The organism is Natrinema hispanicum (genome assembly GCF_900111485.1).
GTDB classification, from domain to species: domain Archaea; phylum Halobacteriota; class Halobacteria; order Halobacteriales; family Natrialbaceae; genus Natrinema; species Natrinema hispanicum_A.
The window spans coordinates 71,469-97,340 of record NZ_FOIC01000013.1; the positions used below are offsets into that span (position 1 = coordinate 71,469).

Sequence of the window (25,872 nt, forward strand, 5' to 3'; positions counted from 1 at the left end):
CGTTCGGACCCGACGATGGACGGCGGCTTCGAGATCACGGCTCGCTTGAGGACGAGACGGATCGCACGTCTCGAGTGAACTTAAAACAGTGCGTCGAGCTCGCCGCCGGTATCCATCAGTGACGCGAACTCCTCGTCGGCACTGGCTTGGACGTCCGCGGTTGTCTCCTGTGTCTCGATCGCGACCTGCTGGAGCCGGTCGATCCGTGGCACGTCGGTCACGCCCGACAGCAGGACGATCGCGCCGACTTCGTCTCGCTCGGGGATCGGGTAGTCGCCACCGCGGATCTCCATGCTGCCGGTCTCGTCCTCGAGCCACTGGCGGCCGCGCTCGACGCCCTTGCGGTTGAGGTGTTCCGGCGGGCCGCTGGCGACGACGAGGCCACGGTCAGCACTGGCGACGTCACAGGGCAGCGTCAACCGGCCGAGGGTGGCCTTGCGGACGAGGCTGGTCAGCCGGTTGGTCGCCGCCCCTTCATCAAACGTCTCGTCGCTGCTGGTCAGCGAGGAGAGGAGTCCCTCGTTCGTCTCGACGGTCTCGCTCGCGTAGCCGATGGTCGAGACGCCGCTGCTCGAGAGCGTGTTGATGATTTCTGAGGAGTCGACGACGCTTTCCGCGACGTGATCTCCCTGTCGGACTTCGCCGGCAGCAAAGAGCAGGCCGAACCGCTCAGCGATTTCGCGGTTGATGCGGTCGTAACCGCTGCCGACGGACTCGCCGGCGCTGCGCCAGGCGTCGTTATCGAAGACCAGCAGGTTGTCGACCTCGTCGACGAACGTCCGGAACGATCGGGCGGCGTTGAGCGTGTAGATGCTGCCCTCGTCCGTCCCGGGAAGGAGGCCCAGCCCGTAGACCGGCTGGGTGTAGATCCGTTTCAGCTGTCTCGCGAGAACCGGTGCCCCGCCGCTGCCGGTGCCGCCGCCCATGCCGGCGACGACGAGGAACGCGTCGACCTCGTGGACTGGAATCCGATCGATCGCGGCCTGAATCTCATCGCTGTCCGCGTTGGCAATCTCTGCACCGAGTTCGTTGTCCGCGCCGACGCCGTGGCCTTTAACACGAGCCTGGCCGATGAGAACGCGGTTTTCCATCGGGACGTGCTCGAGCCCCTTGAGATCCGTCGTCGCGGAGTTAATCGCGATCGCCGATTCCACGAAGCCGCCATTGATCCGAGCGTCGAACGCCAGGAACTCGTCGACGACCTTCCCGCCTGCCTGACCGAAGCCGATAAGTGCGAGTTTCATAGCTGTCTCTCGTGGCCGTCCCCGTGGGTGGCCGCGACCGATCGGCGAGGATCGGCGCGCCCCGATTAAATGGGAACTGGTTCCACACCACATCTCTCCGGAGACACTGACATTGTTATGGCCGACATACAACTGAACGGAAGACTATCTTTGATTCGTTAATCTCTCCCAACCACTAGTTTCATTACTGAAAGACTGTCAGTCATGCCGTGCGAGCGCGGCCGTCGCTCACGGATCGCCGGTAACACGATATTTTCACTTCTCGAGTCGTCAGGTCACGTGTGATCGTACACTGGCACCGTCGGGATCTCCGCCCGAACGACAATCGCGGACTCGCACACGCTGTGGACGACGGGCCGGTCGTCCCGCTGTTCGTCCTCGATCCGACCGTCCTCGAGCACGCCTCACCGATCCGGGTCGCGTGTCTGCTCGAAGCCCTCGACGACCTGCGGGCGTGGTACCGCGAACGCGGGAGCGACCTGCTCGTCGTCCGCGGCGAGGCAAGTGCGGTCGTCCCCGAGATCGCAGCCGAGTCCGACGCGACGCGCGTCGTCTGGAACGAGGACTACAGCGGCCTCGCACAGGAGCGCGATCGAGCAGTTCGGGCAGCGCTCGAGGACGACGGCGTCGCCTGTGAGTCAGTCCACGATGCGATCCACCACGAACCGGGATCGATCACGCCGAATCAGGGCGCGCATTATTCGGTGTTTTCGTACTTCTGGAAGAAGTGGCGCGACCGCGAGAAACGGGACCCGGTCGACGAACCTGACGCTGCCGATCTCGCGACCGTTTCGGGCGAGCCGATCCCGTCGCTCGCGGAGCTGGGGTTCGACGAACCGGAGGCGACACCACCGACGGTGACGACGGCCGCGGCTCGAGAGCGCGTCGCTGACTTCTGTGCGGGGCCGATCTACGACTACGCAGAGCGACGCGATTACCCAGCCGAGAGCGGGACGTCGCGGCTCTCTCCACATCTCAAGTGGGGGACGATCGGCCCGCGGGAACTGTACGCAGCAACCGAACGAGCCGCCCAGCGGGCACAGACGGACGACGACCGCGAGAGCGTCCGTGCGTTCCAGCGCCAACTCGCCTGGCGGGAGTTTTACGCGCACGTGCTCGAGTTCAATCCCGAGACCGTCACCGAGAACTTCAGCGGCTACGAAAACGAGATCGAGTGGCGAAATGACCCGGCCGAACTCGAGGCCTGGAAAGCCGGCGAGACGGGGTATCCGATCGTCGATGCGGGGATGCGACAGCTTCGCGCGGAAGGGTGGATGCACAACCGCGTGCGGATGCTCGTCGCCTCGTTTCTGACCAAGGACCTGCTGACCGACTGGCGGGCGGGCTACGACTGGTTCCGGGCGAAACTCGCGGACCACGACACCGCAAACGACGTCGGTGGCTGGCAGTGGGCGGGCTCGACCGGCACTGACGCCCAGCCGTACTTTCGGGTGTTCAGTCCGATGAAACAGGGCCGCGAGTACGATCCCGACGGCGAGTACATCCGCGAGTACGTTCCCGAACTTGCCGATGCAACTGCCGCAGAGATCCACAGCTGGCACGAATTAGCGCCGGCTGAACGAGAGCAGGTCGCCCCCGAGTATCCGGCACCGATCGTCGACCACGCCGACCGCCGGGAGCGTGCGATCAGCCTGTTCGAACGGGCACGTGGTGAGTGATCGCCACGACGCTGATCTGACACCCGATACTCGATTAGCACCTCCCAAAATACGAACAGAAGCGTTACTATCGCCCACTCAATCACTGAATTAGCCAATATACTTATCAATATGTATCTCTACGGTGCTAGTATGTCCATGCCGGATGAAACGTCGGTGCCCGATGGGGGGAGATCACCATCACAGGCGATCATCGCGGCCATCGCTTCCGAAGAGGGCATCGACGTCACTGCTGTCGAGCCTCCCGAGTACGACCCGCTGTTTACGGTTGTCAATCCGGAGGCACTCGACGATCTGTTCACCACCACCGGCGATGGTGCCAGCAACGTGGTGGTACACCTCGAGTACGAAGGCTACGAGATCACCGTCCGTCCCGGGTGCGATATCGAGGTCCGTGATCGCTCGTCGAGTGACTCGACCGGCCAGCCGATCGAGGAGTAGTCTCGCCGCTTACTCGGTCCAGTACGCTTCGCTGGGCTGGGTCTCGAAGCGCGCACGCCGCAATAGATCGATCGCTTTCTCGAGGCCCTCCCGGGAGCTGGTCAGAGAGTCCTCGTGTTCGATGCTCAGCACACCGTCGTAGCCAACCAGCCGCAACGTGGAGACGATGTCCTTCCAGTGGGCTTCGCCGTGGCCGTAGCCTACCGAGCGGAACAGCCACGACCGGTTGGACTCGTCGTCGTACGGGGTCGTATCGAGCACGCCCTTCTCGCGGGCCTGTGCGTCGTAGATTCGGGTGTCCTTTGCGTGGACGTGGTGGATCGCGTCGCGCTCGCCCAGATACCGGATCGCGTCGGTGATCGTGATTCCCTGCCAGTAGAGATGTGAGGGGTCGAAGTTCGCGCCGATCCGCTCGCCGGTTGCCTCGCGCAGCCGTGCCAACCCGTGAGGTTCATAGACTAGCATATTTGGGTGCATCTCGATCGCCACGTCGACCTCGTGGTCGGCGGCGAAATCGGCAATCTCGCCCCAGTACTCGGTCGCCTGTTCCCACTGGTACTCGAGCGCATCGGCGTGTTGTGGTGGCCAGGGTGCGGTGATCCAGTTGGGCGTTTCGTCGGTTGGGCTGCCCGCTGGCAGCCCCGAGAAGCAGGTGACTGCGTCGACCTCAAGTTGGGCTGCCAGCCGGATCGCCTCACGGAGTTCGGTGTCGGCGTGTTCGGCGCGCTCGTCGTCGGGATGCAAGGGGTTGTTATGCGTCGCGAGCGCGCTAATCCGCATGTCATACTCCGCAAGCAGATCGTTGAGTTCGGCCTGTTCGCGCTCGTCGTCGAGATACGCCGATCGGGTGAGGTGAGCTTGCCCCGGGTGACCGCCGACGCCGGGCTCGATTGCGCCGACGCCGAGCGTGTCGAGATACGGCAGCGCTTCCTCGAGCGATTCGTCGGCCAGTGGCGGAGTGTGAACGCCGATCTCCATGAGGGCAGCGACCACACCCGGCGAGATAAAACGACGGCTGGCAGGCACTCGGTAGCGGCGGCGGGCGGTGAAAGTCGACGTCACTTCCGAACACTGACTGACGGTGAGCCGTCTCAGCCGCTGATCGTCAGAATCCTGTCGTTGACGGTCACGTCGCTGGCGTCGTCCGGGATGGCGAACTCGAACTGTTTGTCACCGACGATGATGATCGCCGTGTCGTCGACGATGTCGACCGTCGGCGTCTCGCCGCTGGGACCGAAATCGACGGCAATGATGCTCTCGTCCTCGTATTCGCGGTTGGTGATTGTGATATCTGTCGTCTCGTCGGCTGCAGCCTCCAGTTCGGGTGGTGTTTCCATACCATGCGTTAGTGGCTCAGTACTGTAAACGTCGCGCCCGATATTGCTCGTCAGTCACTCTCCTCGAGCGTGACTGTCTTGCCCTTCTCGCTCGAGTCGTAGATTCCGTCGATGACCCGCTGGACTGCGAGTGCCTCCTCGACGGTGTTGTGGCGCGTTCCGTCGTTGACGATCCGGTCGAAAAAGGCCGCCTGTTCGTCCGAGTGGGTGTCGTTCTGGCGCGTCTCGACCGATGTGTCCTCGAGATGGTCGGGACCGACGCTGCTCGCCGAGTAGAGAGAGAGGTCGCCTTCGAGGAGATCGAACCGGGCAGCGGCGTCGGTGCCGCGGGTAATGAATTCGTGGGTCGCCGGCCGGTTGGTCGCCCACGCGACCTCGAGCGAGATCGTTCGGTTGTCCGCACACCGGATGAAGGCGCTGGCGGAGTCGTCGACGTCGAAGCCGCCGGGGCCCGCATCGTCGGCCCACATGTCGAGGTAGGCATACTCCTCGCGAGAGCCGAACTCGCTGCGAGCAACGCCGCTGACCTCCTCGACCTCGGGGTACCCGAGCAGATACAACGCCAGATCGATGGCGTGGACACCTAGATCGATGAGTGCGCCACCGCCAGCGATCTGTCGGTGGGTAAACCACGTCCCCCGTCCCGGGATCCCGCGTCGACGGACGTAGTTGGCCTCGACGTGCGACACGTCGCCGAGTTCACCCCGGTTGATACGGTTTTTGACGATCCGAACCGCGTTCGCAAATCGGTTGTTAAACCCCACCATCGCGTAGCCGTCCGAGTCCGCTGCTGCCTCGGCGATCCGCTCTGCGCTCTTGAGGGAGTGAGCCAGTGGCTTCTCGAGTAACACGTGAATGTCGCGCTCGAAGGCGTCGATCGCGTACTCTTCGTGGTACTTGTTCGGTGTTGTGATGATGACGGCGTCGACGGTATCGTACAAGTCGTGGTGATCGTCGTAGACGTCGACGTCGTACCGACGGGCAAAGCGCGTTCGCGCCTCGGTGGCGACGTCCATGCCACCGGCGAGTGTCACGCCGTGCTCGACGAGCCGTTCTGCGTGGTACTGGCCGATGTTGCCGAGCCCGACGATCCCGGCTTCGATATCGGATCGATCTCGTATCATTTCGAACGTATTGTCTGCTGTCGGCAGTCGGTTCGTTTCAGCCTGATACACCGCTTCCCGCTATATCAAATCATTCGGCTCGAGTGACTTCTCTCCATCGCCAACTGAGGGCGTGGGTCGAAGATCGCTTTGTCCGGCCGACACCGTGAGCGACCGGTTCTATCGTCAGCGAAACTGACTCGTCTCTCGATCGCACACGACCGATCGTCGCCAGCGATGAGGGCGGCCGTGCGCTGCGCTCGAGGACGGGCGAGCCACGAGCGCACTACTCGGCTTCCGTCGGTGCTGTGCCGGACTCTGGTCCCTCGAGGCCGGTGATGCCGTGGACCAGCGCCTCGCCGGTAGCTGCATCGAAGAGGTGGATCTTCGAGCGGTCTAACACGACGTTGATGTCCTGATCCGCTTCGATCTCCGTGTCGGGGGTGACGCTCATTAGCAACTGGTTCGGCGACGTGGCGGGGTCTTCCTCCATCGACCCTGCCGCGCCCTCGGCCAGCAGCAGGTAGACGAACACCTCATCCCCCATGGGCTCGAGCACGTCGGTCTTGGCGTCGATCGGCTCGGTCGGCGCGGCAAGCGAGTCCGCATACGCCGTCAGATGAACGTCTTCCGGCCGGATCCCCAGCGTGACGGCGTCGCCGACCGCGACCTTTGGCAGCCGCGCGGCATCCAGTTCGACGGTGAAGTTGGCCGTCTCGAGGCTGCCGTCGACGAGTTCGCCCTCGATGAAGTTCATGGAGGGCGACCCGATGAAGCCGGCGACGAACCGATTTGCCGGCTCGTTATAGCAGGTCAGCGGCGGTGCGAGTTGCTGGAGTCGCCCCTCGTTGAGAACGGCGATCCGGTCGGACATCGTCATCGCCTCGGCCTGATCGTGGGTGACGTAGATGATCGTCGTCTCGAGTTCTCGGTGGAGTCGCTGGAGTTCGGTCCGCATGTGGACTCGCAGCTTCGCGTCTAAGTTGGCCAGCGGTTCGTCCATCAAGAAGACGTCCGGGTTGCGCACGATCGCGCGGGCGATCGCCACCCGCTGGCGCTGGCCACCGGACAGTTCGTCGGGCATGCGATCTAACATCCCCTCGAGTTGGACGATGTCGGCGGCCTGCTCGACGCGACGGTGGACCTCCTCGTCGTCGTATGTCCGGAGCCGCAGCCCAAAGGAGATGTTCTCGAAGACGTCCATGTGGGGGAACAGCGCGATGTTCTGGAAGACCATCGCAACACCCCGATCCTTTGGTGCGAGGTTCGTGACGTCGTCGTCGCCGATGTACACCTGCCCCTCGGTCGGCTGTGTGAGTCCGGCGACGGTCTCCATCGTCGTCGATTTTCCACAGCCCGACGGGCCGACGAAGGTGACGAACTCGCCGTCTTCGATCTCCATACTGACGTCGTCGACCGCGGTGACGTCGTCGTAGCGTTTCGTGATGTGCTCGAGTTGTACTCGTGCCATTGGGTTACTCCTTGAGTGCGCCCGCGGTGAGTCCGCTGACGATCTTTTCCTGTGCGATGACCACGAGAATCGCGACGGGAATCACCCCGAGGATGCTCGCAGCGGCCATGAGGTTGTACAACACCTGATACTGCCCCTGATAGGCGAGGATGCCGTCGAGGATCGGTGCCCAGTTCTCGGGCTGGCCGTCGGTCATCAGGAACGAGAAGAAGAACTCGTTGTAGACGGCGATGAAGGTCAACACGCCGGCAGTCGCGACGCCGGGTGCCGACAGCGGGATGATGACCCGGAAGAGCGCGCCGAGTCGGGTCGTCCCCTCGACGCGTGCGGCGTCCTCTAACCCGTCCGGGATCTGCGAGTAGAACGTCGTGAGGATGAAGATCGCCAGCGGCATGAAGATCGCCGACAGCGGCGTCACCAGCGCGAATGGCGTGTTGTAGAGCGTTCCGTCGCCGGTGATCGGCCTGAGAATGGCGAACGAGGTGTTAAAGAGGTCGTTCAGCGGGATGAAGAAGGCTGCCGGTGGGAAAAACGAGATGACCAACACCAGCAGCATCAGCGGCGTTCGGCCGGGGAACTCGAGGCGGCCGAAGGCATACCCCGCGAGGCTGGCGATGACGAGGACGACGATCGTCGAGGCCAACGCGATCACGAAGCTGTTGAACATGTAGATGTGGAAGGGGATGACCTGGAAGACCTCGACGAACGCGCCGGGATTGAAGCCGTTGGGCGTGAAGACGATGTCCTGAAGCTGTCCCTCCGGCGTCAGCGCGACCATCAGCAGCCAATAGAAGGGAAACAGCGTCGTAAAGAGGAAGAAGATCGCGGCGACGTAGAACATCGCTCGATAGACCCGCTCGGGGTGTGAGATGGAGTCGGACACCCACTGCTGGAACGGGCCGCGGTCGAGCTCCGCGTCGCGGTCGTTCTCGACGACCGCCCCACCATCGGGACGGCGGAGCGTGGGATCACGCGGCTGGCCGTCGCTGCCATCGTTACTGTTGGTGTCGCTCGAGTCAGCGGTCGTCGGATCTGTCGAATCGGTTGGATCAGCCATCAGTACATCCCTCCGTCGGTGTCGCGGAAGAGCAGCACGTACACGCCAATGATCAGGCCGATGACCAGCGCCGTCGCAAAGGCCACGGCAGCGGCCGTCGCGTAGATGCGCGTGCCGCCGAACATCGCTTCGACGACGAGACAGCTCAGCGACGGCACGGTCGTACAGCCAGCGGTCGACTCGATCAGGCCGTACACCCGCATTGCGTCCATCGTTCGGAACAACATTGCGACCAGCAGGGCCGGCATCACGAGCGGGAGCGTGATCAGTTTGAACCGCTGCCACGGCGAGGCCCCGGCGACGCGGGCGACGTCGTACAGACTCCGGTCGACACTTTGGAGCCCGGCGAGGATCAACAGGGCCATGAACGCCGACGATTTCCAGATGTCGGCCACGAGGATGATGATGAACGCGTCCTGGCTGTTGGCCAGCGGCGTCCCGCTGAAAATCCCGAGACTCTGCATGAGGTCGGAGCCGAACCCGACCGTCGGCTGGAACAGCAGGAAGAAGATCATCCCCTGAATGACGATCGGCACCGCCCACGGGAGGATGATCGCCACGCGAACCCAGCGTCGCCCGGTAAATTCCTGATCGAGCACGTAGGCCTGTCCGAACCCGATCACTGTCTCGACGACGACGCTGACCACCGCGAACGCGAGCGTGACGAACAGCGCCTGTTGGAAGAGCGGCGTGCCAAGTTCGATAAAGGGGAACGACGATGTCAACCCGACGTCGAGGAACTGCCGTGCCAGCCGCGCGTTCCCGGCGAGAATGTCGATGTAGTTCTCGAGGCCAACGAAGCCACCGAGCGGGTCCAGTCCCCGCGTCTGGTTGGCACGCAGCGACATGACGAACGTCCGGATCATCGGATAGAACGCGATCAGCGTCAGCAACGCGAAGGCCGGCAGTAACAGCAGGTACGCGTAGGCTGCTTCACTTAGGCTTTCCATCCAGTTGACGGCGGCGTTTCCGGTTCGCTCGTGTTCGTGACTCGGTCCCGGTTCACCGCCGGTCACCGTTCCGCCGTCGGGCACGGGGTCAGTGTCGGTCCCCGTCCCATCGTCGGTCTCAGTTGTCATTTGTTCACACCTCCGCTTCGCTTTGCTCGAGTTCGTTCGCGAGGTCGTTCATCGCCGCCTCGGGCGATTGCACGCCGCGGTAGGCCGCGTTGACGGCCTGATAGATCAGTGCGGACTGTTCTGGCCAGAGGTCGGTCGCGGGTCGTGGGATCGCGTTCTCGCTGGCCGACTGGACCACGTCGGCGTAGCGAGCGACGGGGCCGACGTCGCTCGGGTCGACGTCCCCGACCAGATCGAGGTTCGGTGGCAGGAACCCACCGAGTCGGAAGACGGTGAGCATGACTTGTCTGTTGGCGAACGCCTCGAGAACCTGCAGCGCCTCTTCCTCGCGGTTCGAAAACGGGCTCACCGCGAGGTTCCAGCCACCCAGCGCCACAGCAGTCCCACCGACGTCCGAATACTGGGCCTCCTGTTGGGAGACCGCGTACGGCCTCGTCATCACGCCGAGGTCCTCGCCGAAGGCGTCCTCCGTGCCCGTCTCTGCGATCGCATACGACCAGTTGCGGTTCGAGACTGCTTCGCCACCAGCAAACGGGTTGAGCGACTGCTGCTCTGTCCACTGGACGATCGCCGACGGGCAGATCTGCGGATAGCCATCGAGGGTGTACTCCTCTTCTCCCGCGATGAACGACCGCATCATCCGGATTGCGTCGATGACTCGCTGATCGTCGACGGTGATCGGCCGATCCCCGGCGGTAAACAGGTTGTCAGCCCCGCCGTAATACGCCCCGCCCCACGACGTCATCACCTCGTTGAACGTACAGCAAGACAGCCCCTCGTAGGCAGCTGCCTGGGTCGTGAACCCGTAGTCGAGGCCAGCCTGGTCTCTCGCGTCGCGAATCGCAGCCGAAAACTCCTCCCAGCGCGGTGGGTCAGTCGCCCAGCCGCCGGTATCGTAGCCAGCGTCCTCGATGAGGTCCTGCCGATACAGGGTAAAGCCGAGGTCCGGAAACAGCGGTAAGGCATGGAGATCGCCGCCCTGGGGAGCGCGCGCCGTCTCGAGGCTCGCCTCGAGATAGTTGTCGTTGACGTACTGCAGCGTCTCGTCCGGGAGCCGCTCGGTCAGGTTGACTGTTTGGTTCCGAAGGATGAACGGAACCGTCCAGCCGCTGTCCATCATGTGGATGTCGGGTGGGGCACGTCCCGCCTCGAGTGCTGACTGGGTGGTCTGCATTCGTGCTGCGGAATCGCTGACGACGGTCTGGATCTCGACGCGGATGTCGTCGTCGAGACCGGCGTCCCAGAGGGCCTGCTGGATCGACGGCTGATCGCCGTCGCTGTGCATGATCCCCGCGACGTCCGAGGCAGCAGTCATCACCACCGTTCCCGGCTGGCGACCACGCCCGAGACAACCGGTGACGGCCATGGCCCCGGCCGCGGTCGACACTGATGCAGCCTTCAGAAACGACCGCCGCTCGAGGCGCGACCGGTCGCGTCGACCGACAGTATCGCGTCCCATGACCAGTAGAACGCCGACGGCCCCGAACTTAGTTGTTAGTTATAAATACTGTACTAAACTGTGACTGTCGAGTCGTCGTGTTGGTTACACCGGTTTCGCCAACGTGCGCGGCGGTGTTGGACGGGTACGCTCCTGTTCGATGGCGATATTGCCCCTTTCAATCACTGATTGCCGCGTGACGGTTGGCAGATGCCTGCAGACGACGGATATCTCATTGGAGCAAACAGGGACGGACCGTCTCGGACACCAGCCTGTGACCGCTCGAGCACGGTCCGCGACCAGTCGACGATGGCCCGGTCTATGTCATCGGGACGGGGTCGTCGTTCGTTGTACTGCCGTCATACGGACTATTGTCAGTCAGTTCCGGCGCACCCGCGACCCGTCATGCGAGTGCGCCGGGACAGCGGGACAGCAGACCGCTCAGGCGTCCTCGATCGCCGGGGGTTCGTCGCGGCCGATATGGATTTCGTGGGCCTCGACGTCCTCGAGAGCAGCGACGCGGCCGCCGACAGAGACTTCCTCGCCCTCCTCAGTCTCAATCGTGAGGCTGGCGACCTCCTCGCTGACCTCGAACGAGATATCGCGAACCTGCCCGCGGACGATCCGCTGGCCACCGATTTCGACGTCGCGGCCGTCGATGGTCGCGTAGAACTCGCCGCCCTCATCGAGCAGATCCTTCACGCATCGGCGAATCGAGGCGTACGCTCGGGGGTACGACCGTGCAGTGTCGTCCTCGCCGAGCGTTCGATCGGCAGTCGTCCAGAGAACGGTCCCGAAGAACCCGGAGATAAGAAAGCCGAGTGCCGACCGGTTGAAGATGACGCCGTAGCGGTCCTGATCGTCACGCAGGGCATCCTGGGTTGCGTACATCGAGTAGTTGCCGTCGGCGACGGCGACGACCGGTGTCGTGATCCCGCGACGAGCACGAGCGGTCGATGCGACCGCGCTGTAGTCGAACGCGTCCGGATCGGGTGCCTCGCTCGCTGGCGTCACGATCAGGTCGACGCTCACGCCGGCGTCGACCGCATCACGGAGATCAGCCTCGAATCTGGTCAGCAGGTCCGGTGTCAGCGACAGTGCGAGTTCGAACTCCGCGCTGTCGATGACCTCCTCTAAGTAGCGCAGGATCGTCGACCGCGATTTGACCAGCGAGACGGCCTCCGTGTCTCTGGCCGGTGCGGTATAGCGGGCCTCGAGGTCGGCGATCATCTGCTCGAAGGACGTCTGGACGTCGTCGAACGCTTCCGCAGGGTCGATCGCGACGACCTTCATCGGGCGGGACTCGCGCAGTTCGACCAGGCCGCGGTCGCTCAGGCTGCGGACGGTGTCGTACACCCGGGGCTGGGGGATCTCCGTTCGGTCTGCGATCTCGCTTGCAGTGAGCTGGCCCTGCTCTAAGACGGTGAGATAGGCGTCGATTTCGTACTCGCCGAGATTAAATCGGTCGCCGACGCGTTCGACCGTCGAGCGAAGTTCGTCTGGTGCCATACCTCACGCTACGGGTCCAATGACTAAATGATTTATTATACATCGAGTAGCACGCGTTTTCGAAATCGGGTTGTTTTCCGACCGACCGCGCGACGAGATGGTCAGAACCCTTAACCACAGGGGGGCAGAGTGTCTTGTCATGCGCTGGGTCGTTCTGGCAAACGAGCGTTCGATCGAGTGGTCTGCGGTTGAAGCTATCCAGACCGAGCTCCCAGCATGGGTTCCGTCCGAAGTGGTTGAGTTCGCTCTCGCACTCGTCGTGCTCGCCGTCGGCTGGTACCTCTCGAAGGTCGTCGTTCGTCTCGCCGGCCGGACGGTTGCCCGCCGGATCGAACGACCGAGCGTCACACGATCGGTTCTCAGCGGCGTCAGAGTCGCTGCCTTGCTCTGGACCGTTACCATCGCTGCCAGCATCCTCGGCGTCGGCAACACGCAGATCCTCCTTTCGGTGACCGTCATTTCGGCCGTGATCGCGGTTGTCCTCGCTCCCGTGGTCGGCAGTCTGATCAACGGGTTCTACGTATTGGCCGACCGCCCCTACGAGATCGGCGACATGATCGAGGTAACTGACGCCGGTCACCGTGGGTTCGTCGAGGACATCACGATCCGATACACCAAGATCTTCACCCTCCAGAATACCTTCATCGTCATTCCGAATTCCGACATTCACGCGCGTGACGTGATCAATTACTCCGCAGAAGACGAGCGCACGCGGGTCTCACTGACCCTCGAGATTACCTACGACAGTGATCTCGAGGCGGCGCGTCGGGCCGCCGAACGGGCTGCCCGGTCCGTCGACGACGTCATCTCTGGGGGACCAGACATCCGAATCGGCAGTGCCCGGTACGCTGCGGCACCCAAATGCAACATCAAAACGTACGGCGATCACGGGATCGTCCTCGAGCTCTTCTTTTGGATGGAACACCCCTACAAACAGCCGATCATCCGGTCGGCGGTCCAGGAGGCAATCGGCGACCGATTCGCGGAACTCGACGTCGAGTTCGCCTACCCGCGCCGGCATCACGTCTTCGACGAAACCAGCGGGGTCGCCCGGTTGGCTGTCGACGAGTCGGGCTTCGAGCGACCGACGACCGACTCGCCCGTCGAGCCAAGCGAGAGTCCCGCGGATCCAGCGGATCGGTAACGGTCTCGTCCACGAGATGACCTGTCTGAACCGGTCGAAACGCTCCCAGCGACTCGTAGCGTGGGTGTAATTTATACCGAGGCCGGTCCAATTCGGTACCTGACCGATAGATGTACGACGATATTCTGATTCCCACGGACGGAAGCGACACGATTTCCGAGACACTCTCCCACGGGCTGGCGATCGCCGCCGATAACGACGCGACGGTGCACGCGCTGTACGTCGTCGACAGCCGGATCACCGCCGCCGCCGACGACGAGACCAGCGCGGACCTCGAGCGCTCGCTCCAGGCCGAAGGACAGGAGGCCGTCGCCGCTGTCGAAGAGCGAGCGGCCGATGAAGGCCTCGAGACGGTTAGTGACGTCCAACACGGGACGCCGTCGAAGACGATCCTCGAGTACGCCGACGAACAGGAAATCGATCTGATCGTCATCGGGACGCGGGGGAAGAGTCCACGCGAGAAGGTCACGTCACTGGGCAGCGTTTCGGAGCGGGTCGTCGACAACGCTTCGATCCCGGTGTTCGTCGTTCGGAATGCGGGAGCCCACGAGTAATCCGAGACTGTTTGCTGATACCTCTTAGGCGCGTGCGCTTTCGACCGTGATGACCTCACAGTCGAGGTGGCGTCGAAGATACTGTTCGATGTTCGGATTGTCGGTAAATCGCTGGAAGATCCGTCGGAGCCGACTCGCCTGTTTGGAGCCGATCACGACGACGTCGGCACCCTCGGCGGCGACCTCGTCGAGGATGCTCTCTTCGACGAGAAAGCCGGTCCGGACGACATATCGGGCCCGTTCGATCCGACCGAACGCCTTCTCGACGGCGTTTTTCAGATCGACCCGCGTCACTTTCTTCCCGTTCTGGTAGAGGTTCACGTGCAGCACCGTCAGCGCTGCATCTCGCGACCGGGCGATCTCGATCGCCCGCTCGAGCGTTCGTCGCGAGTGCTTCGACAACGGGTACCGAACGGGAACGACGACCAGCGACATTAGCCAACCGGACGATTTCCGCGCGGGTAAACCTTTCAGTACGGACTGTCATCCTTGTGAACCTGTCACATGTGGCAGTGATACGAACGGCTGGCCGAGGTCGTGGTCGCTGTTCGCCGCGTGTCGGCCCATCTACGTCGGAAAGACAATCATTTATCGGAAGCGACGTTATCGCTGGGCATGCAAGCTTGGTCGACCGACGACGGTGACACCGTCTACATCTCGGAGACGGAGGGCGACAAGGGATCGAAAGGGCCGTTTCTCGTCGTCTATGAGTCCAGCGACGCCGAGCGCCGCTATGGCTGGTTCTGTACGAACTGCGAGTCCCTCGATACCGCGATGGACGCGATGGGCCGGATCAAGTGCAACCGGTGTGGTAACTTCCGCAAACCGACCGAGTGGGACGCCGCCCACGAGTAACGTCTGCCCGCCGCTCTCGTGGGTATCGTTCGTGTTGTCCGCGTTTCGTCATGGCCTCGCTGTTGGTGAATAGCACTCCCTATTGTTAGTCGCAACCCAACTCCGATAAGACAGATGACCGAAACTATTGCAGGTTGCTTCGAAGACGCGCAGTGATACGGCGAATCTTTGTCACGTACTAACATTTATGAGGGACGGTCTCATAGATGGTATCGAATGGGTCCTGTTAACATGCGACTCGTCGAGCAGGCCAGGTCGATCTTCGCAGAGTTGGGTTACACCGTCGAAGGCAACGGCCCCGAATTCCGCGCTGAACGTGCGTGGAAAGTCGTTCACGTAAACACCGTTCTCGAGGCGGACGAGCTGCCGGCCGCATCGGCGGGACAGTTCCACTGTTTCGTCGCCGAACCAGACGATGCCGATGACCTCGAGACACGACTCGAGCGGGCCGAGCCGAACTACGAGTGGGCGATTATCGTCGTCGACGGGGAAGACTATCAGGTCGAACGAGCGCCCCCAGGACCCCGAGCATCGGCATAAAAACAGCAGCGAGCAGATCGTCGTTATTTTTCGAGCGCGCGTCGCGTCGCAGTCACACCGGCACCTGGATCGACATCTGCGCCCATCGACTCCAAGACGTCACCCAGCGCCGTCACGACGTAGATGACGTTCTCAGGTCGTGCGGAATGTCCCATACAGCCGATCCGGAAGATTTCGCCGGCGAGATCGCCGAGTCCGCCCGCGATCTCCAGATCGTACTGCTCGAGTAAGGCATCACAAACGTCGCCGTCGTCGATGCCGTCGGGAACGCGGACGGCGTTGAGACTCGGCAGCCAGTACTCGTCGGGGGCGTTCATCTCGAGGCCCATCGCCTCGACGCCGGCTTTCAGCGCGCCGGCGAGCCGTTCGTGGCGCGCCCAGCGATCTTCGATCCCCTCCTCGGCGACGAGTCGCAGGGCCTCTCGGATCGCGTAGACGTTCGTGATCGGCGCGGTGTGATGATAGGAGCGCTCGTCGCCCCAGTAGCCCTCGAGCAAGGAGAGATCGAGGTACCACGAGCGGGGATCTTCCTCGCGCGAGAGGACCTTGTCCATTGCCTCGTCCGAGAGCGTCAGCGGGCTCGCACCCGGTGGACAGGAGAGACACTTCTGTGGACCAGAGTAGGCCACGTCGATGTCCCACTCGTCGACGCGCAGTTCGACGCCGCCAAGCGACGTGACGGTGTCGGCGATCACGAGCGCGTCGTGGTCGTGGGCTGCGGCCGTCAGCTCGGAGACAGCAGGTTGAAGCACGCCCGTACTCGTCTCGGCGTGGACGAACCCGAAGATATCGGGGTCGTGTTCGGCCAGCGCATCCGCGACCACGTCGGGCTCGAGGGGTTCGCCCCACGGCGCATCGACTTCGACGACCTCGCCGCCGGCCCGCTGGGCCATTGTGGCCATCCGGCCGCCGAAGTAGCCGTTGGTCGGGACGAGCATCGTATCGCCGGGTTCGACGACGTTGCCGATCGCGGCTTCCATTGCGGCCGAGCCGGTCCCCGAAACCGGAATCGTCCACTGGTTGTCCGTCCGGAAGGTGTAGCGCAACAGCTCTTGGACCTCGTCCATGATCTCGATAAACGAGGGATCGAGGTGGCCCACGAGCGGCGTGCTCATCGCCCGCAGCACGCGTGGATTGACGTCGCTCGGTCCGGGCCCCATCAGGGTGCGATCCGGTGGTGTGAGTTCGCCAACGGATGGCGCGCGAGTCGCCTCGGTCGACGGTTGCTGAGCCATGGGCGTGTGCTCGCCGGCCACTTGCAAAGACCTACCGACAGCGGCGAACGATCGCTCCCGTTCGGACCCCGACGATCGGGTGTCGGGCGTCCCGTCCGCAGACACATTATAGGGTTGTGCGAGGGGTGTTGACATAGCTACGAGGCGCTTAAGATGACCCGCCACATACCCGATATATCCATGTTCGTCGGGCATGCCCTGCTCGCGTTCGCCGTCGCGGCGCTGGTCGCCGACTGGCGGGGATGGGATCGCCGGCCGGCCCTGCTCGTCGGAGCCGTCGCAGGTGCGTTCGCCGCGGTTCCGGATATCGACGTCGCATACGCGCTCGTCGGCCTGCTCGAGTGGCAGGCTCTCGGCGGCGATCTCGGGGCCCCGGCGGCGTTCTGGGGCGCGAGCCGGGCCGTCCACCGCTCGGTCACGCACTCGTTGGTCGTCGGGGCGGTCGCCGCGCCGGCGTTTGGACTGCTCGCCGTCCGCGGGCGCTCGGCGCGCTCGCGCGCCAGCCATCTCGCCGGGATCGCCCTTCTCGGGGCGCTCGTCGCGGTCGCGCTGATCTGGGATGGTCCCCTCGCCGCGTTCGTGATGATACTGTTCGTAGCCAGTGGTATCCTCGTTTCCCGCGGGATCGCCTGGCTGTCGACGCTGCCACCAACGACGGTCGCCCTCGCTGCACTTTGGGGGCTCTGGTCGCATCCGTGGGGCGATCTCGTGACTGGCTCGCCACCCGACTGGCTGTTCCCCTTCGGCCCGCCGCTTCTCGAGTCACGCGTCATCCTCCATCCGGACCCGACGCTGCACCTACTCGGTGCGTTCGCGGTCGAACTCGCCACGATCGCGTTCGCGATCGCGGTGGCGTATCGGGTCACCGACCGATCGATCCTCGCGTCCGTCGACCGCCGGGCCGCCGTCGGCGCTGTCTACGGTGTCGCCGCGCTCGCCGTGACGCCGCCGACGCTCGAGGTCTCGTATCACTTCGTCTTCTCCATTCTTGGCGTTGGCCTCCTCTGTGGTGTCGTTCAGGACTCGTACTGGCGTCCCTTCCGCGCGCGCGATCGATTGCTCCCGTCCGTCGACGCGATCTTCGAGACCGGGCTCACGACGGTCGCAGCTGTGGCCGTCGCGCTGGTTGCCTATGCCACCGTCTACCTGTTTGTCACGCCAGCGTGATCTCCGTGCGTTCACGTCGAGTCACTGCGCGACGACTACGCTTTTGTGAGAACGGTCAGTACGATCCAGTGTGTCGCAGGCTTCACTCGAGGACCTGATCGCAGACGGCCGAACCAACGCAGCGATCGCGTGGGGATTGGTTAGTGCAATCGCGGCCGTCGGCGTCGGCGCGCTGGTGACCGGGAGCATCCTCTGGACGACGTTTGCAGTGGCGCTCGTGGTCCTTGCATTGTTCCCGCCGCTTGCCCTCCAGTCGCCACAGGTCATGCTTCCGTGGGAGGTGTTGTTGCTGGCGGCGCTCCCGATCTTCGATGCTGGCCTTGGCGTCGGAATGACGGGATACGTCACCTCGTATCTCTCCGTAGCGGCGATTGCACTCGTTCTCGCTGTCGAACTCCAGACGTTTACCGCCGTGCAGATGACATCGGGATTCGCCATTATCTTTGTCGTCATCACGACGATGGCCGCGGCTGCCCTCTGGGCGCTCTTCCGATGGAGTGTCGCCGGCATCCTCGGCGTTCCGTTTCCGGCTGATCACGATGCCATCATGTGGGAGTTCGTCTATTCGGCCGTCGGTGGTCTCGTGGCCGGCGTCGTCTTCGAACTCTACTTCCGGCGACTCGGCCGGTCCGAACACTGCAGTCCAACGGACGACACACCCATCGCGAGGGGTGAGGATGCGTAGTCTCTCCAGTGTGTTGCCATCTCGGGAGCGCCAGCGACAGCTGACGTATCTCATGGAACTCGGGTTAATCGGGATGCTGTTCATCGGCATCGACAGGGGCAACGCTGGGATCGTCGTGAACACTGCAGTGGCGCTTTTCGTCACGCAACTCCCGCCGATTCTCGAGCGCGACTACGAGATTCCGATGGACCCGCGGCTCACACTCTGGATCACCACTGCCGTCTTCCTTCACGCGTTTGGCACCGTTGGCCTTCCGGGGACGACCAGAACGCTCTATACGCAACTCTGGTGGTGGGACCACATGACCCACGCGCTTTCGGCATCGATCGTCGCCGGTGTGGGCTATGCGACCGTCCGTGCGCTCCACGAGCACGCCGATGGCATTCATTTCCCCCGGCGGTTCGTCGCCGTCTTCATCCTGTTGTTCGTCCTCGCGTTCGGCGTCCTCTGGGAGATCCTCGAGTTTGCGATCGCGCTGTCGGCCGAGGCGTTCGGGATCGACGCCGTCCTCACGCAGTACGGGCTCTCGGATACGATGCTCGACCTTGTGTTTAACTCGATCGGCGGACTGATCGTCGCGCTATGGGGTGGTGCTTACCTCGCGGATGTCTCCGGCGCGATTCGTGACCGTCTCGAGGCCCGAACCGAGTAGGCGACATCACGAGCGCTCTTCCAACCCGAAAACGACGCGCAGTTTTACGTCGGGTTGTGGTGTAGTGACATGGGCGATGGTCTTCAAAAAAATCACGCTCATCGGAACCAGTCCTGACAGCTTCGATGCAGCAGCCGACGACGCAATCGACCGCGCAGAAGAGACACTTCAGAACGTTCACTGGATCGAAGTCGACGAACTCGGCGTCGAGGTCGCAAGCGTCGACGACCGGGAGTACCAAGCCGAAGTCACCGTCGCGTTCGAACTCGAGGAGTGACCTGACGGCCGCCAAACCGGCCGGAAGTCGAGCAGCCACTCGCCGGCTGCCACTCCTTTTTCACAGCAGTTCTGGCTCGAGAGATGGACGGAGACCGGAGCCGTGACCGCTCAGAAGCGAGACCGGGATCGGTTACGTTCGGAACGATTCGCCACAGCCACACTCGCTGACGACGTTTGGATTGTCGACGTGGAATCCTTCGGCCTGCAGCCCGCTTTCGTAGTCGAGGACGCTGCCCTCGATGTACTTCAGGCTCGCCGGATCGACGAACACGCGCAGATCGTGATGTTCGTAGATCGTATCGTCTTCGTCGGGCGCATCGTCGAAGCGCATCCCGTAAGAGAGGCCGGCACAGCCTCCCTGCTGGACGAACAGCCGGAGGCCTGCCTCCGTGACGTCGAGGCCCTCTCCCTCGAGCAGCGAAATGGCCTGCTCGGCCGCGTCTTCGGTCACTTCGATCTTCGGGCGCGTGTCTGCTTCCCCGCCGTCGATACTGTCCGTGCTCATACCCACCCATTCCGGCGCAACGATGTTAACTGTGACGCCCTCAGTAGGCAGAGACACTAGCCGAATCCGGTTACGCAGTCGGCTGGGTCCGCGTTCGTCTCTCGTCTCGCCCGAACTGATTCACACACTGTTCGCAGGACCGTCATGTGATCAGGGGTGCCGTGGTCGTCATACTGCCGGACAAACCGGTTCATCTCTCGATCACACCCAAGACGCTGTCGCCAACGGCGACAGCCGTCGAGACGCGATCGAGTAGTCACTGACGTTTGTCCGGTCGTCTCAGTAGCTCTGATAGCCGCTCGAGCGTTGCCGAAGCAACCGATACCAGGTCCCGAACTGCCGTCGGTCGTTTCGCGACAGCTCGATATCGTGTTCTGCCAGCAGCTCGAGCATCCGTTCGAGTTCGCAGTCGTACCACATCGAGAGGAGCCGCACGTTCCGCTGTGCGTAATCGTAGTTGCGCTCGAGGACGCGCCCGTCCATCGGATCGACACGCGGTTCCATCTCACTGCTTACTCCGTGTTCCAGCTACGTAAAACCGATATGCGCTTCCGTAACCTATTTCCAGCCGCTCAATCGCGGATTACCACCCGTTAGCGGTCGGTCTCGTCGTCCAGCCGAAGCCGGACGCTCGCGGCGTGGGCCTCGAGCCCTTCCGCGTCGGCGAGAGTGGTGATCGTCTCACCGAGGTCGGCCAAGCCGTCCGCGGAGAGGCGCTGGACCGTCGTCGACCGAAGGAACGTCTCGACCGAGAGGCCACCGGCTACGCGCGCCCCACCGTTGGTCGGCAGGACGTGGTTCGTACCACTGGCGTAGTCGCCCGCTGCGACAGGCGTGTTTGGCCCGAGGAAGACGCTGCCTGCGCTGTCGATGCGCTCTAAGATCGACTCGTCGTCATCGGCGATGATCGAGAGGTGTTCGGGGGCGTACGCCTCCGTAAAGAGGATCGCCTCACTCATCGATCGTGCGTGGAGGACCCCACTCGCATCGTTCGCGAGCGCTTCCCGGATAATCTCTGCACGGTCGCGGTCGCCGACCTGTTCGTCGACGGCTACAGCCACAGCGTCGGCGGTCGCCTCGTTGTCCGTGACGGCCACGACCGAAGCGTTCGGATCGTGTTCAGCCTGAGCGATCAGTTCCGCGGCGACGAGCGCTGGATCTGCACTTTCGTCTGCTACCACGACGACTTCGCTCGGGCCCGCAAGAAAGTCGATTTCGACGTCACCCCGGACCTCGGCTTTGGCCGCGGTGACCCACTTATTGCCGGGTCCAACGATCTTATGAACGTTGGTGATCGTCTCCGTTCCATAGGCCAGCCCCGCGATCCCCTGTGCGCCGCCGACGCTGTAGACCGTGTCCGCGCCCGCGATGTGGATCGCCGCCAGCGTCACCGGGTTCAACTCGTCTGCCGGTGGCGTGACGACTGACACATGGTCGACGCCGGCGACGACCGCCGGGACGATCCCCATAATCGCGCTCGAGGGATACGCCGCCGAGCCGCCGGGGACGTAGACGCCGACGCGCTCGAGCGATCGAAAGCGCCGCCCGAGCGTCCGTCCCTCGCTGAACTCTCGTTGCCAGTCGTCGGGGAGTTGCGCCTCGTGGAACTCTCGGACGTTCGCCACGGCCGTCTCGATCGCATTGCGAATGCCGTCGTCGACCTCGTCAGCGGCTCGCTCGCACTTGTCGGTGATCTCTATGTTGCCGACCTCAATGCCGTCGAACTCGCTCGTAAACTCGCGGACAGCGACGTCGCCCTCGGTGCGGACCCGGTCGACGATGTCGCGGACGTCTCCCCTGACCGCCTCGATGCCAGCGTCGCGCTCGAAGAAGGCAGCGCGATCGTCCGGCCCGAGGTCAGAAATCGCCTGCACGTCGATTGTCATGCCTCTGGATTCGGACGGCGGGCGAAAAACGGTTTCCTTCCGCTCATGTCTCCCCGCGTTCGATCGGCCAGAGGCCAACGAAGTCGAGGGTCGCCCTGACGAACAGATAGACGAGCAGCCCGAAGCCGACGATCGCTAGCGGTGCCTGGATGAGATCCGCGACCTCCACCTCGAGGACGATCCGGCTCAGTCCACGGATGACGAAACTCACGATCACGAGCGCAAATCCGATGAGCGAGAGTTTGACGAATCCCGACTGGTCCATAGCGAGCCGTACGCCCGGGATCGCTAAATGATGTCGGTTGGTTCTACGGCGGCGAGCGCGCCAACAGCCATCATCGAACGTCGGCGCTGGCAGCCCGGCTGATCGCGTAAATCGCGACCGAGCCGAAAGCGAGCGCGAGACAGACGAGGACGGCCAGCGCTGGCACGAGCGTATCCCACATTCCCCCAAAGCGGGTGACTTCGATCACCGTCATCGTGTCCTCGCCGAGCATCACCGCGCGGGTAGCGTCGACGCCATACGTGATCGGATTGAATGTCGCGACCGTCTGGATCCACGTCGGGAGCGCTGGCAGCGGGAGGAACGCGCTCGAGACGAACAGCAAGGGCAGCTGGAGCAGGTTCGCCCCGATAATCGTCGACTCCTCGTCGCGGGTCACCACGGCGAGCACGTTCGAGAACGCGGTGAACCAGACCGAAAACAGGACGCAGATGCCCGCGATCGCGACGGCCCCAACCAGCCCGGTCGCGATCTCGGCACCCAGTATCACGCCTAGACTGAGCACGATCGTCACCTGTGCAATGATACGGACAACCTCGGCCAGCGTCTTGCCGACGAAGACGGCGACGCGGTTCATCGGACTCACCAGCGTCTTTTCGAACATGCCGTTCTCGATGTCGTTGACCAGCCCGATCCCCGACGTCGCCGCCGCCACCAGCGCGACCTGGATCACGATCGCCGGCACGAGATACGTCTCGTAGGTAACTCCCTCGAGCGCACTCGTCGCGACGCCGCCGAACACCTGCGTGAACAACACGAGGAAGATGATCGGCTGAACGAGCGAGACGACGAGTACGAACGGGTTCCGAACCGATTTGATCGTCCACCGAACGAACGTCGTCCACACGTCGCTTGCGAAGCTCCCGCCGTAGCGGTCGCCGGTCTTGACACTCATCGGCTCACCCCGTCGGCGTCCGGGGCGGCCCCCGTTTCGCCGTCGTCTGTCATCGCTGCTTCTCTCGCGTCACCGCCGTCACTGACCGCCTCGGCCTGCACATCGCCACCGTCGGCCGCGGCCGCTTCGGTTCGCTCCCCAGTCACCGCGAGGAACACGTCGTCGAGCGTCGGCGCGCGAACGTCGAACCCGACCACGCCGATATCGGCGTCCCGCAGCGCGACCAACAGATCCGTTCCGCGCGTTCGCGCGTCGCGTGCGGTCACCGTTAGGCCCGACTCGGTCGGCGTGATCGTCGCCCCCTCCGCGAACAGCGATTCGTCGCGGGCGACTGCCACCGCACGCTCGCTTTCGGCGGGCTCCGCCAGTTCGACGTCGAGGATCTCGCCCCCGACACGCCGTTTCAGCGTCTCGGGCGTTCCGTCCGCGACGACCGAACCGTCCTGAATGACCGACAGCCGGTCGCACAACTGGTCGGCCTCCTCGAGATACTGCGTCGTCAGAAACACCGTCGTTCCCTCGTCGTTGATCCGCTGAAAGTACTCCCAGAGCCGATTTCGCGCTGCCGGATCGAGTCCGGTCGTCGGCTCGTCGAGGAACACGAGCGGCGGCCGGTGGACCAGCGCCGTCGCCGCATCCAATCGCTTTTTCATCCCACCGGAGAAATCGTCGGCGACCTTGTCCGCGACGTCGGTCAACTCGACGAGCGCAAGCAACTCGTCGATCCGGTCGCCCCGCTCGGCCCGTGACACGCCGTAGGCATCACACGCAAACCGGAGGTTTTCTCGAGCCGTCAACTCAGGGTCGATGCTCGTTTCCTGTGCCATGTACCCGACCGTCGCTCGCACGCTCTGGGGCTCCGCGACGGCGTCGAATCCGTTGACCGTCACCGTGCCATCAGTCGGGCGCAACAGCGTTACCAGCGTCTTGATCAGCGTCGTCTTCCCTGCGCCATTGGGCCCCAGAAAGCCGAAAAACTCCCCAGTCTCTACGAGGAGATCGACACCGCGGACCGCTTCGGTCCCATCCGCGTACGTCACCGCCACGTCGCGGGCCTCGATAGCGTACTCGGTCACAGTCGTTCTAGGGCGACCACGGGGATATACCTGTGAGTTCGAAATCACTTACGCTGGTGGTCTTCAATAGCCCATCGCGTGGCGGCGACTGAACACCGCGCCGGAAATCCCGTCTCCTGGACGACGTTCGCGTCGTGATCGACGGCTCCCGGCCGCCCCTCTGACGGTCACCCACGAACACCGATGGCCCGGCTGTCGTCGGTCATCGTTCATCGCGCTGTACGCGACCGGTAATACGATGTTACCGCCCGCAGCGCGTCACAGACGGTAACGTGACTACTGCACTCTCGAGCGAACGAACGATCCGTCACTTCGAGGGCAAAAAAGCGCTGCATAACTATTCATCACCCACCACACCACCGTCCTATGTGGCCGTGGGAACACGCAATCGTCGCCTACCTCGCCTACTCGCTGTGCTGTCACATCGCCTTTCGGAAGTCACCGACTGGACTCGAGGCGTTCGCAGTCGTGTTCGCGTCAGTCCTCCCAGATCTGATCGACAAGCCACTTGCCTGGGAGTTCGGCGTGTTCGACAGCGGCTACGCCATTGGCCACTCGATCTTCTTTGCAGTGCCGCTAGCGATACTCATCGGAACGATTGCACACGCGGCCACGCGTCCTGGCGTTGGCCTCGCGTTCGGGCTCGGCTATCTGTCCCATCCTCCCGCGGATATCATCGACTCCGTGTTCCGACAGGGCGCCCTTCAGGTCGAACTCATGCTCTGGCCGATCACACCAGTTGAGGGACGACCACCTGGCCCGGGCCTCCTCGAGGGATTCTTCTACTTCTTCGACCGCTACTGGAGCGCTGTACTCACCGGCGACCTCTCGACGTATCTGTTGTTCCAGTTCGGTCTTGCCGGCGTGGTGTTGGTGGTGTGGCTCGCCGACGGCGCGCCGGTCCTCCGTGAGAGCCTCCACGCTGGGCTCCGCGTTGCTCGAGCATTTCTCAGCCGCGTCTTCGGCCTCTCGCGTTCGAATCAGCCTGACCGCCGATAGGTTTCGTTTCCTGTCGCGCTTCGACTTGCGCTGCTCGAAGCATCGCATCTTGTGACTGTCCAACGTCGTCCAGTGATCCCTCGAGACGACGGCCTTATATATACACCCGGCACTCGATATGAATGCGAACGACGTGGCCCACGACGCCACGTCCCCTCCGGCCGTTTCCCGGCACGGAGGTTGGATTATACCCCACTCTCGGGACAGTCGTTGATTTAACTCGACGGCTGTCACAGCTCAGTCTACTGGTTGTGTCACGATCGGTTTCCGACCGTGACGATCCAGTGGCCTTATATGTGGCAGGGCACTCAGTTGTGATCGCACACACCCACGCCGGCTATGGTTTCCGGCGTGGGGGCGATCCGACGCCCTTATATGTCTCAGGGTGGTTGGGTGTAAACGCGAAGAACGCGTGATCGACGGGCCGTTCAATCCGGTCCGTCATCTCGCCCGGACGGTTCGGGTCCGAAGGGGTTATGTACCCCCGATGGCTTATGAATACGTCCGGAAGGAAATGAGGATCCTACCCCTGCGGTCCGCCGTACAGATGGGATCTGATGTTAGCCTTGGTAGTTCGGTGACGCCCGATCGGTTATTCGATCTGCGTCAGCGAACGTGTGGACCCATGTGTGAGTGTATCTTAACATTCACCGCCAACTCCCCCAGCTTCGCTGGGGAAGAGCATTACATTCCGGTTGATCCTGCCGGAGGTCATTGCTATTGGAGTCCGATTTAGCCATGCTAGTTGCACGAGTTTGT

At 63.1% G+C, this 25,872-nt stretch carries 28 protein-coding genes and 1 rRNA gene; 12 read left to right on the forward strand and 17 right to left on the reverse strand.

Annotation, left to right across the window (positions count from 1 at the left end; translation table 11 throughout):
* Positions 1-80: 80 nt before the first annotated feature.
* The gene (locus BSG09_RS12765) at positions 81-1,244 is read right to left on the reverse strand and encodes a tubulin/FtsZ family protein (RefSeq protein WP_092933704.1); all 1,164 of its coding nucleotides are present in this window, start codon (positions 1,242-1,244) and stop codon (positions 81-83) included.
* Positions 1,245-1,525: 281 nt separating this feature from the next.
* Here BSG09_RS12765 and BSG09_RS12770 point away from each other — a divergent pair, with 281 nt between their 5' ends.
* Both BSG09_RS12770 and BSG09_RS12775 read left to right on the forward strand, forming a co-directional pair.
* The gene (locus BSG09_RS12770) at positions 1,526-2,923 is read left to right on the forward strand and encodes a cryptochrome/photolyase family protein (RefSeq protein WP_092933706.1); all 1,398 of its coding nucleotides are present in this window, start codon (positions 1,526-1,528) and stop codon (positions 2,921-2,923) included.
* 132 nt (positions 2,924-3,055) lie between these two features.
* The gene (locus BSG09_RS12775; protein ID WP_092933769.1) at positions 3,056-3,364 is read left to right on the forward strand and encodes a HalOD1 output domain-containing protein; all 309 of its coding nucleotides are present in this window, start codon (positions 3,056-3,058) and stop codon (positions 3,362-3,364) included.
* A 9-nt stretch (positions 3,365-3,373) separates the two neighbouring features.
* Here the strand turns inward: BSG09_RS12775 and BSG09_RS12780 are convergent, their stop codons facing one another.
* The 8 genes from BSG09_RS12780 to trmB all read right to left on the reverse strand — a co-directional run bounded on the left by BSG09_RS12780 (position 3,374) and on the right by trmB (position 12,358).
* The gene (locus BSG09_RS12780) at positions 3,374-4,342 is read right to left on the reverse strand and encodes a sugar phosphate isomerase/epimerase family protein (protein WP_092933708.1); all 969 of its coding nucleotides are present in this window, start codon (positions 4,340-4,342) and stop codon (positions 3,374-3,376) included.
* Between the two features lie 113 nt (positions 4,343-4,455).
* A complete protein-coding gene (locus BSG09_RS12785) occupies positions 4,456-4,701 on the reverse strand; it encodes a DUF7127 family protein (RefSeq protein WP_092933710.1) in 246 nt (81 codons plus the stop codon).
* A gap of 50 nt (positions 4,702-4,751) precedes the next feature.
* Positions 4,752-5,825: a Gfo/Idh/MocA family protein gene (locus BSG09_RS12790; protein WP_092933771.1), complete on the reverse strand. Its 1,074-nt coding sequence runs from the start codon at positions 5,823-5,825 to the stop codon at positions 4,752-4,754.
* 265 nt (positions 5,826-6,090) lie between these two features.
* A complete protein-coding gene (locus tag BSG09_RS12795; RefSeq protein WP_092933712.1) occupies positions 6,091-7,275 on the reverse strand; it encodes an ABC transporter ATP-binding protein in 1,185 nt (394 codons plus the stop codon).
* 4 nt (positions 7,276-7,279) lie between these two features.
* The gene (locus tag BSG09_RS12800; protein ID WP_092933714.1) at positions 7,280-8,332 is read right to left on the reverse strand and encodes a carbohydrate ABC transporter permease; all 1,053 of its coding nucleotides are present in this window, start codon (positions 8,330-8,332) and stop codon (positions 7,280-7,282) included.
* On the reverse strand, positions 8,332-9,411 hold the full coding sequence (locus tag BSG09_RS12805; RefSeq protein ID WP_223174691.1) for a carbohydrate ABC transporter permease: 1,080 nt from the start codon (positions 9,409-9,411) through the stop codon (positions 8,332-8,334). The genes BSG09_RS12800 and BSG09_RS12805 overlap by 1 nt, the downstream gene beginning before the upstream one ends.
* Positions 9,412-9,415: 4 nt before the next feature.
* Entirely contained in the window at positions 9,416-10,870 is a 1,455-nt protein-coding gene (locus BSG09_RS12810) for an extracellular solute-binding protein (protein WP_092933716.1), read from the reverse strand.
* 420 nt (positions 10,871-11,290) lie between these two features.
* Positions 11,291-12,358 carry an HTH-type sugar sensing transcriptional regulator TrmB gene (trmB, locus tag BSG09_RS12815; RefSeq protein WP_092933718.1) on the reverse strand — a complete coding sequence of 356 codons (1,068 nt, stop codon included), beginning with the start codon at positions 12,356-12,358 and terminating at the stop codon, positions 11,291-11,293.
* 139 nt (positions 12,359-12,497) lie between these two features.
* Between trmB and BSG09_RS12820 the strand changes: the two genes are divergently transcribed.
* The gene (locus BSG09_RS12820) at positions 12,498-13,502 is read left to right on the forward strand and encodes a mechanosensitive ion channel family protein (protein WP_092933721.1); all 1,005 of its coding nucleotides are present in this window, start codon (positions 12,498-12,500) and stop codon (positions 13,500-13,502) included.
* Between the two features lie 110 nt (positions 13,503-13,612).
* The gene (locus BSG09_RS12825; protein WP_092933723.1) at positions 13,613-14,056 is read left to right on the forward strand and encodes a universal stress protein; all 444 of its coding nucleotides are present in this window, start codon (positions 13,613-13,615) and stop codon (positions 14,054-14,056) included.
* A 24-nt stretch (positions 14,057-14,080) separates the two neighbouring features.
* Here the strand turns inward: BSG09_RS12825 and BSG09_RS12830 are convergent, their stop codons facing one another.
* On the reverse strand, positions 14,081-14,491 hold the full coding sequence (locus BSG09_RS12830; protein WP_092933725.1) for a universal stress protein: 411 nt from the start codon (positions 14,489-14,491) through the stop codon (positions 14,081-14,083).
* A gap of 180 nt (positions 14,492-14,671) precedes the next feature.
* Between BSG09_RS12830 and BSG09_RS12835 the strand changes: the two genes are divergently transcribed.
* Together BSG09_RS12835 and BSG09_RS12840 are read left to right on the forward strand one after the other, a co-directional pair.
* Positions 14,672-14,911 carry a DUF5816 domain-containing protein gene (locus BSG09_RS12835; protein ID WP_092933727.1) on the forward strand — a complete coding sequence of 80 codons (240 nt, stop codon included), beginning with the start codon at positions 14,672-14,674 and terminating at the stop codon, positions 14,909-14,911.
* Between the two features lie 231 nt (positions 14,912-15,142).
* The gene (locus BSG09_RS12840; protein WP_092933729.1) at positions 15,143-15,451 is read left to right on the forward strand and encodes a DUF7116 family protein; all 309 of its coding nucleotides are present in this window, start codon (positions 15,143-15,145) and stop codon (positions 15,449-15,451) included.
* Positions 15,452-15,474: 23 nt separating this feature from the next.
* Here BSG09_RS12840 and BSG09_RS12845 read toward each other — a convergent pair whose 3' ends face one another.
* The gene (locus BSG09_RS12845; protein WP_092933732.1) at positions 15,475-16,686 is read right to left on the reverse strand and encodes a pyridoxal-phosphate-dependent aminotransferase family protein; all 1,212 of its coding nucleotides are present in this window, start codon (positions 16,684-16,686) and stop codon (positions 15,475-15,477) included.
* 180 nt (positions 16,687-16,866) lie between these two features.
* On the opposite strand from BSG09_RS12845, the gene BSG09_RS12850 reads away from it, so the two are divergent.
* From BSG09_RS12850 to BSG09_RS12865, 4 genes are all read left to right on the forward strand, one after another.
* Positions 16,867-17,853, forward strand: coding sequence for a metal-dependent hydrolase (locus BSG09_RS12850; protein ID WP_092933734.1), 987 nt, complete (start codon positions 16,867-16,869; stop codon positions 17,851-17,853).
* Between the two features lie 70 nt (positions 17,854-17,923).
* Positions 17,924-18,538 carry a hypothetical protein gene (locus BSG09_RS12855; RefSeq protein WP_092933736.1) on the forward strand — a complete coding sequence of 205 codons (615 nt, stop codon included), beginning with the start codon at positions 17,924-17,926 and terminating at the stop codon, positions 18,536-18,538.
* Positions 18,531-19,190, forward strand: a complete 660-nt coding sequence (locus BSG09_RS12860; RefSeq protein ID WP_092933738.1) for a hypothetical protein — start codon at positions 18,531-18,533, stop codon at positions 19,188-19,190. Before BSG09_RS12855 ends, BSG09_RS12860 begins: the two co-directional genes overlap by 8 nt.
* Before the next feature lie 76 nt (positions 19,191-19,266).
* Entirely contained in the window at positions 19,267-19,467 is a 201-nt protein-coding gene (locus BSG09_RS12865; protein WP_092933740.1) for a dodecin, read from the forward strand.
* Positions 19,468-19,599: 132 nt separating this feature from the next.
* Here BSG09_RS12865 and BSG09_RS12870 read toward each other — a convergent pair whose 3' ends face one another.
* From BSG09_RS12870 to BSG09_RS12895, 6 genes are all read right to left on the reverse strand, one after another.
* The gene (locus BSG09_RS12870; RefSeq protein ID WP_092933742.1) at positions 19,600-19,974 is read right to left on the reverse strand and encodes a HesB/IscA family protein; all 375 of its coding nucleotides are present in this window, start codon (positions 19,972-19,974) and stop codon (positions 19,600-19,602) included.
* A gap of 279 nt (positions 19,975-20,253) precedes the next feature.
* A complete protein-coding gene (locus tag BSG09_RS12875) occupies positions 20,254-20,478 on the reverse strand; it encodes a hypothetical protein (protein ID WP_092933744.1) in 225 nt (74 codons plus the stop codon).
* Positions 20,479-20,567: 89 nt separating this feature from the next.
* On the reverse strand, positions 20,568-21,860 hold the full coding sequence (hisD, locus tag BSG09_RS12880) for a histidinol dehydrogenase (RefSeq protein ID WP_092933746.1): 1,293 nt from the start codon (positions 21,858-21,860) through the stop codon (positions 20,568-20,570).
* A gap of 43 nt (positions 21,861-21,903) precedes the next feature.
* Positions 21,904-22,125 (reverse strand): hypothetical protein, encoded by a 222-nt coding sequence (locus BSG09_RS12885; protein WP_092933748.1) that lies wholly within the window; start codon positions 22,123-22,125, stop codon positions 21,904-21,906.
* 70 nt (positions 22,126-22,195) lie between these two features.
* A complete protein-coding gene (locus tag BSG09_RS12890) occupies positions 22,196-23,038 on the reverse strand; it encodes an ABC transporter permease (RefSeq protein ID WP_092933751.1) in 843 nt (280 codons plus the stop codon).
* Complete coding sequence (locus BSG09_RS12895) at positions 23,035-24,114, reverse strand: ABC transporter ATP-binding protein (RefSeq protein ID WP_092933753.1); 1,080 nt, start codon at positions 24,112-24,114, stop codon at positions 23,035-23,037. Before BSG09_RS12895 ends, BSG09_RS12890 begins: the two co-directional genes overlap by 4 nt.
* 366 nt (positions 24,115-24,480) lie before the next feature.
* Between BSG09_RS12895 and BSG09_RS12900 the strand changes: the two genes are divergently transcribed.
* Complete coding sequence (locus tag BSG09_RS12900) at positions 24,481-25,113, forward strand: metal-dependent hydrolase (RefSeq protein WP_092933755.1); 633 nt, start codon at positions 24,481-24,483, stop codon at positions 25,111-25,113.
* A gap of 688 nt (positions 25,114-25,801) precedes the next feature.
* A 16S ribosomal RNA gene (locus BSG09_RS21835) occupies positions 25,802-25,872 on the forward strand; the annotation flags it as partial.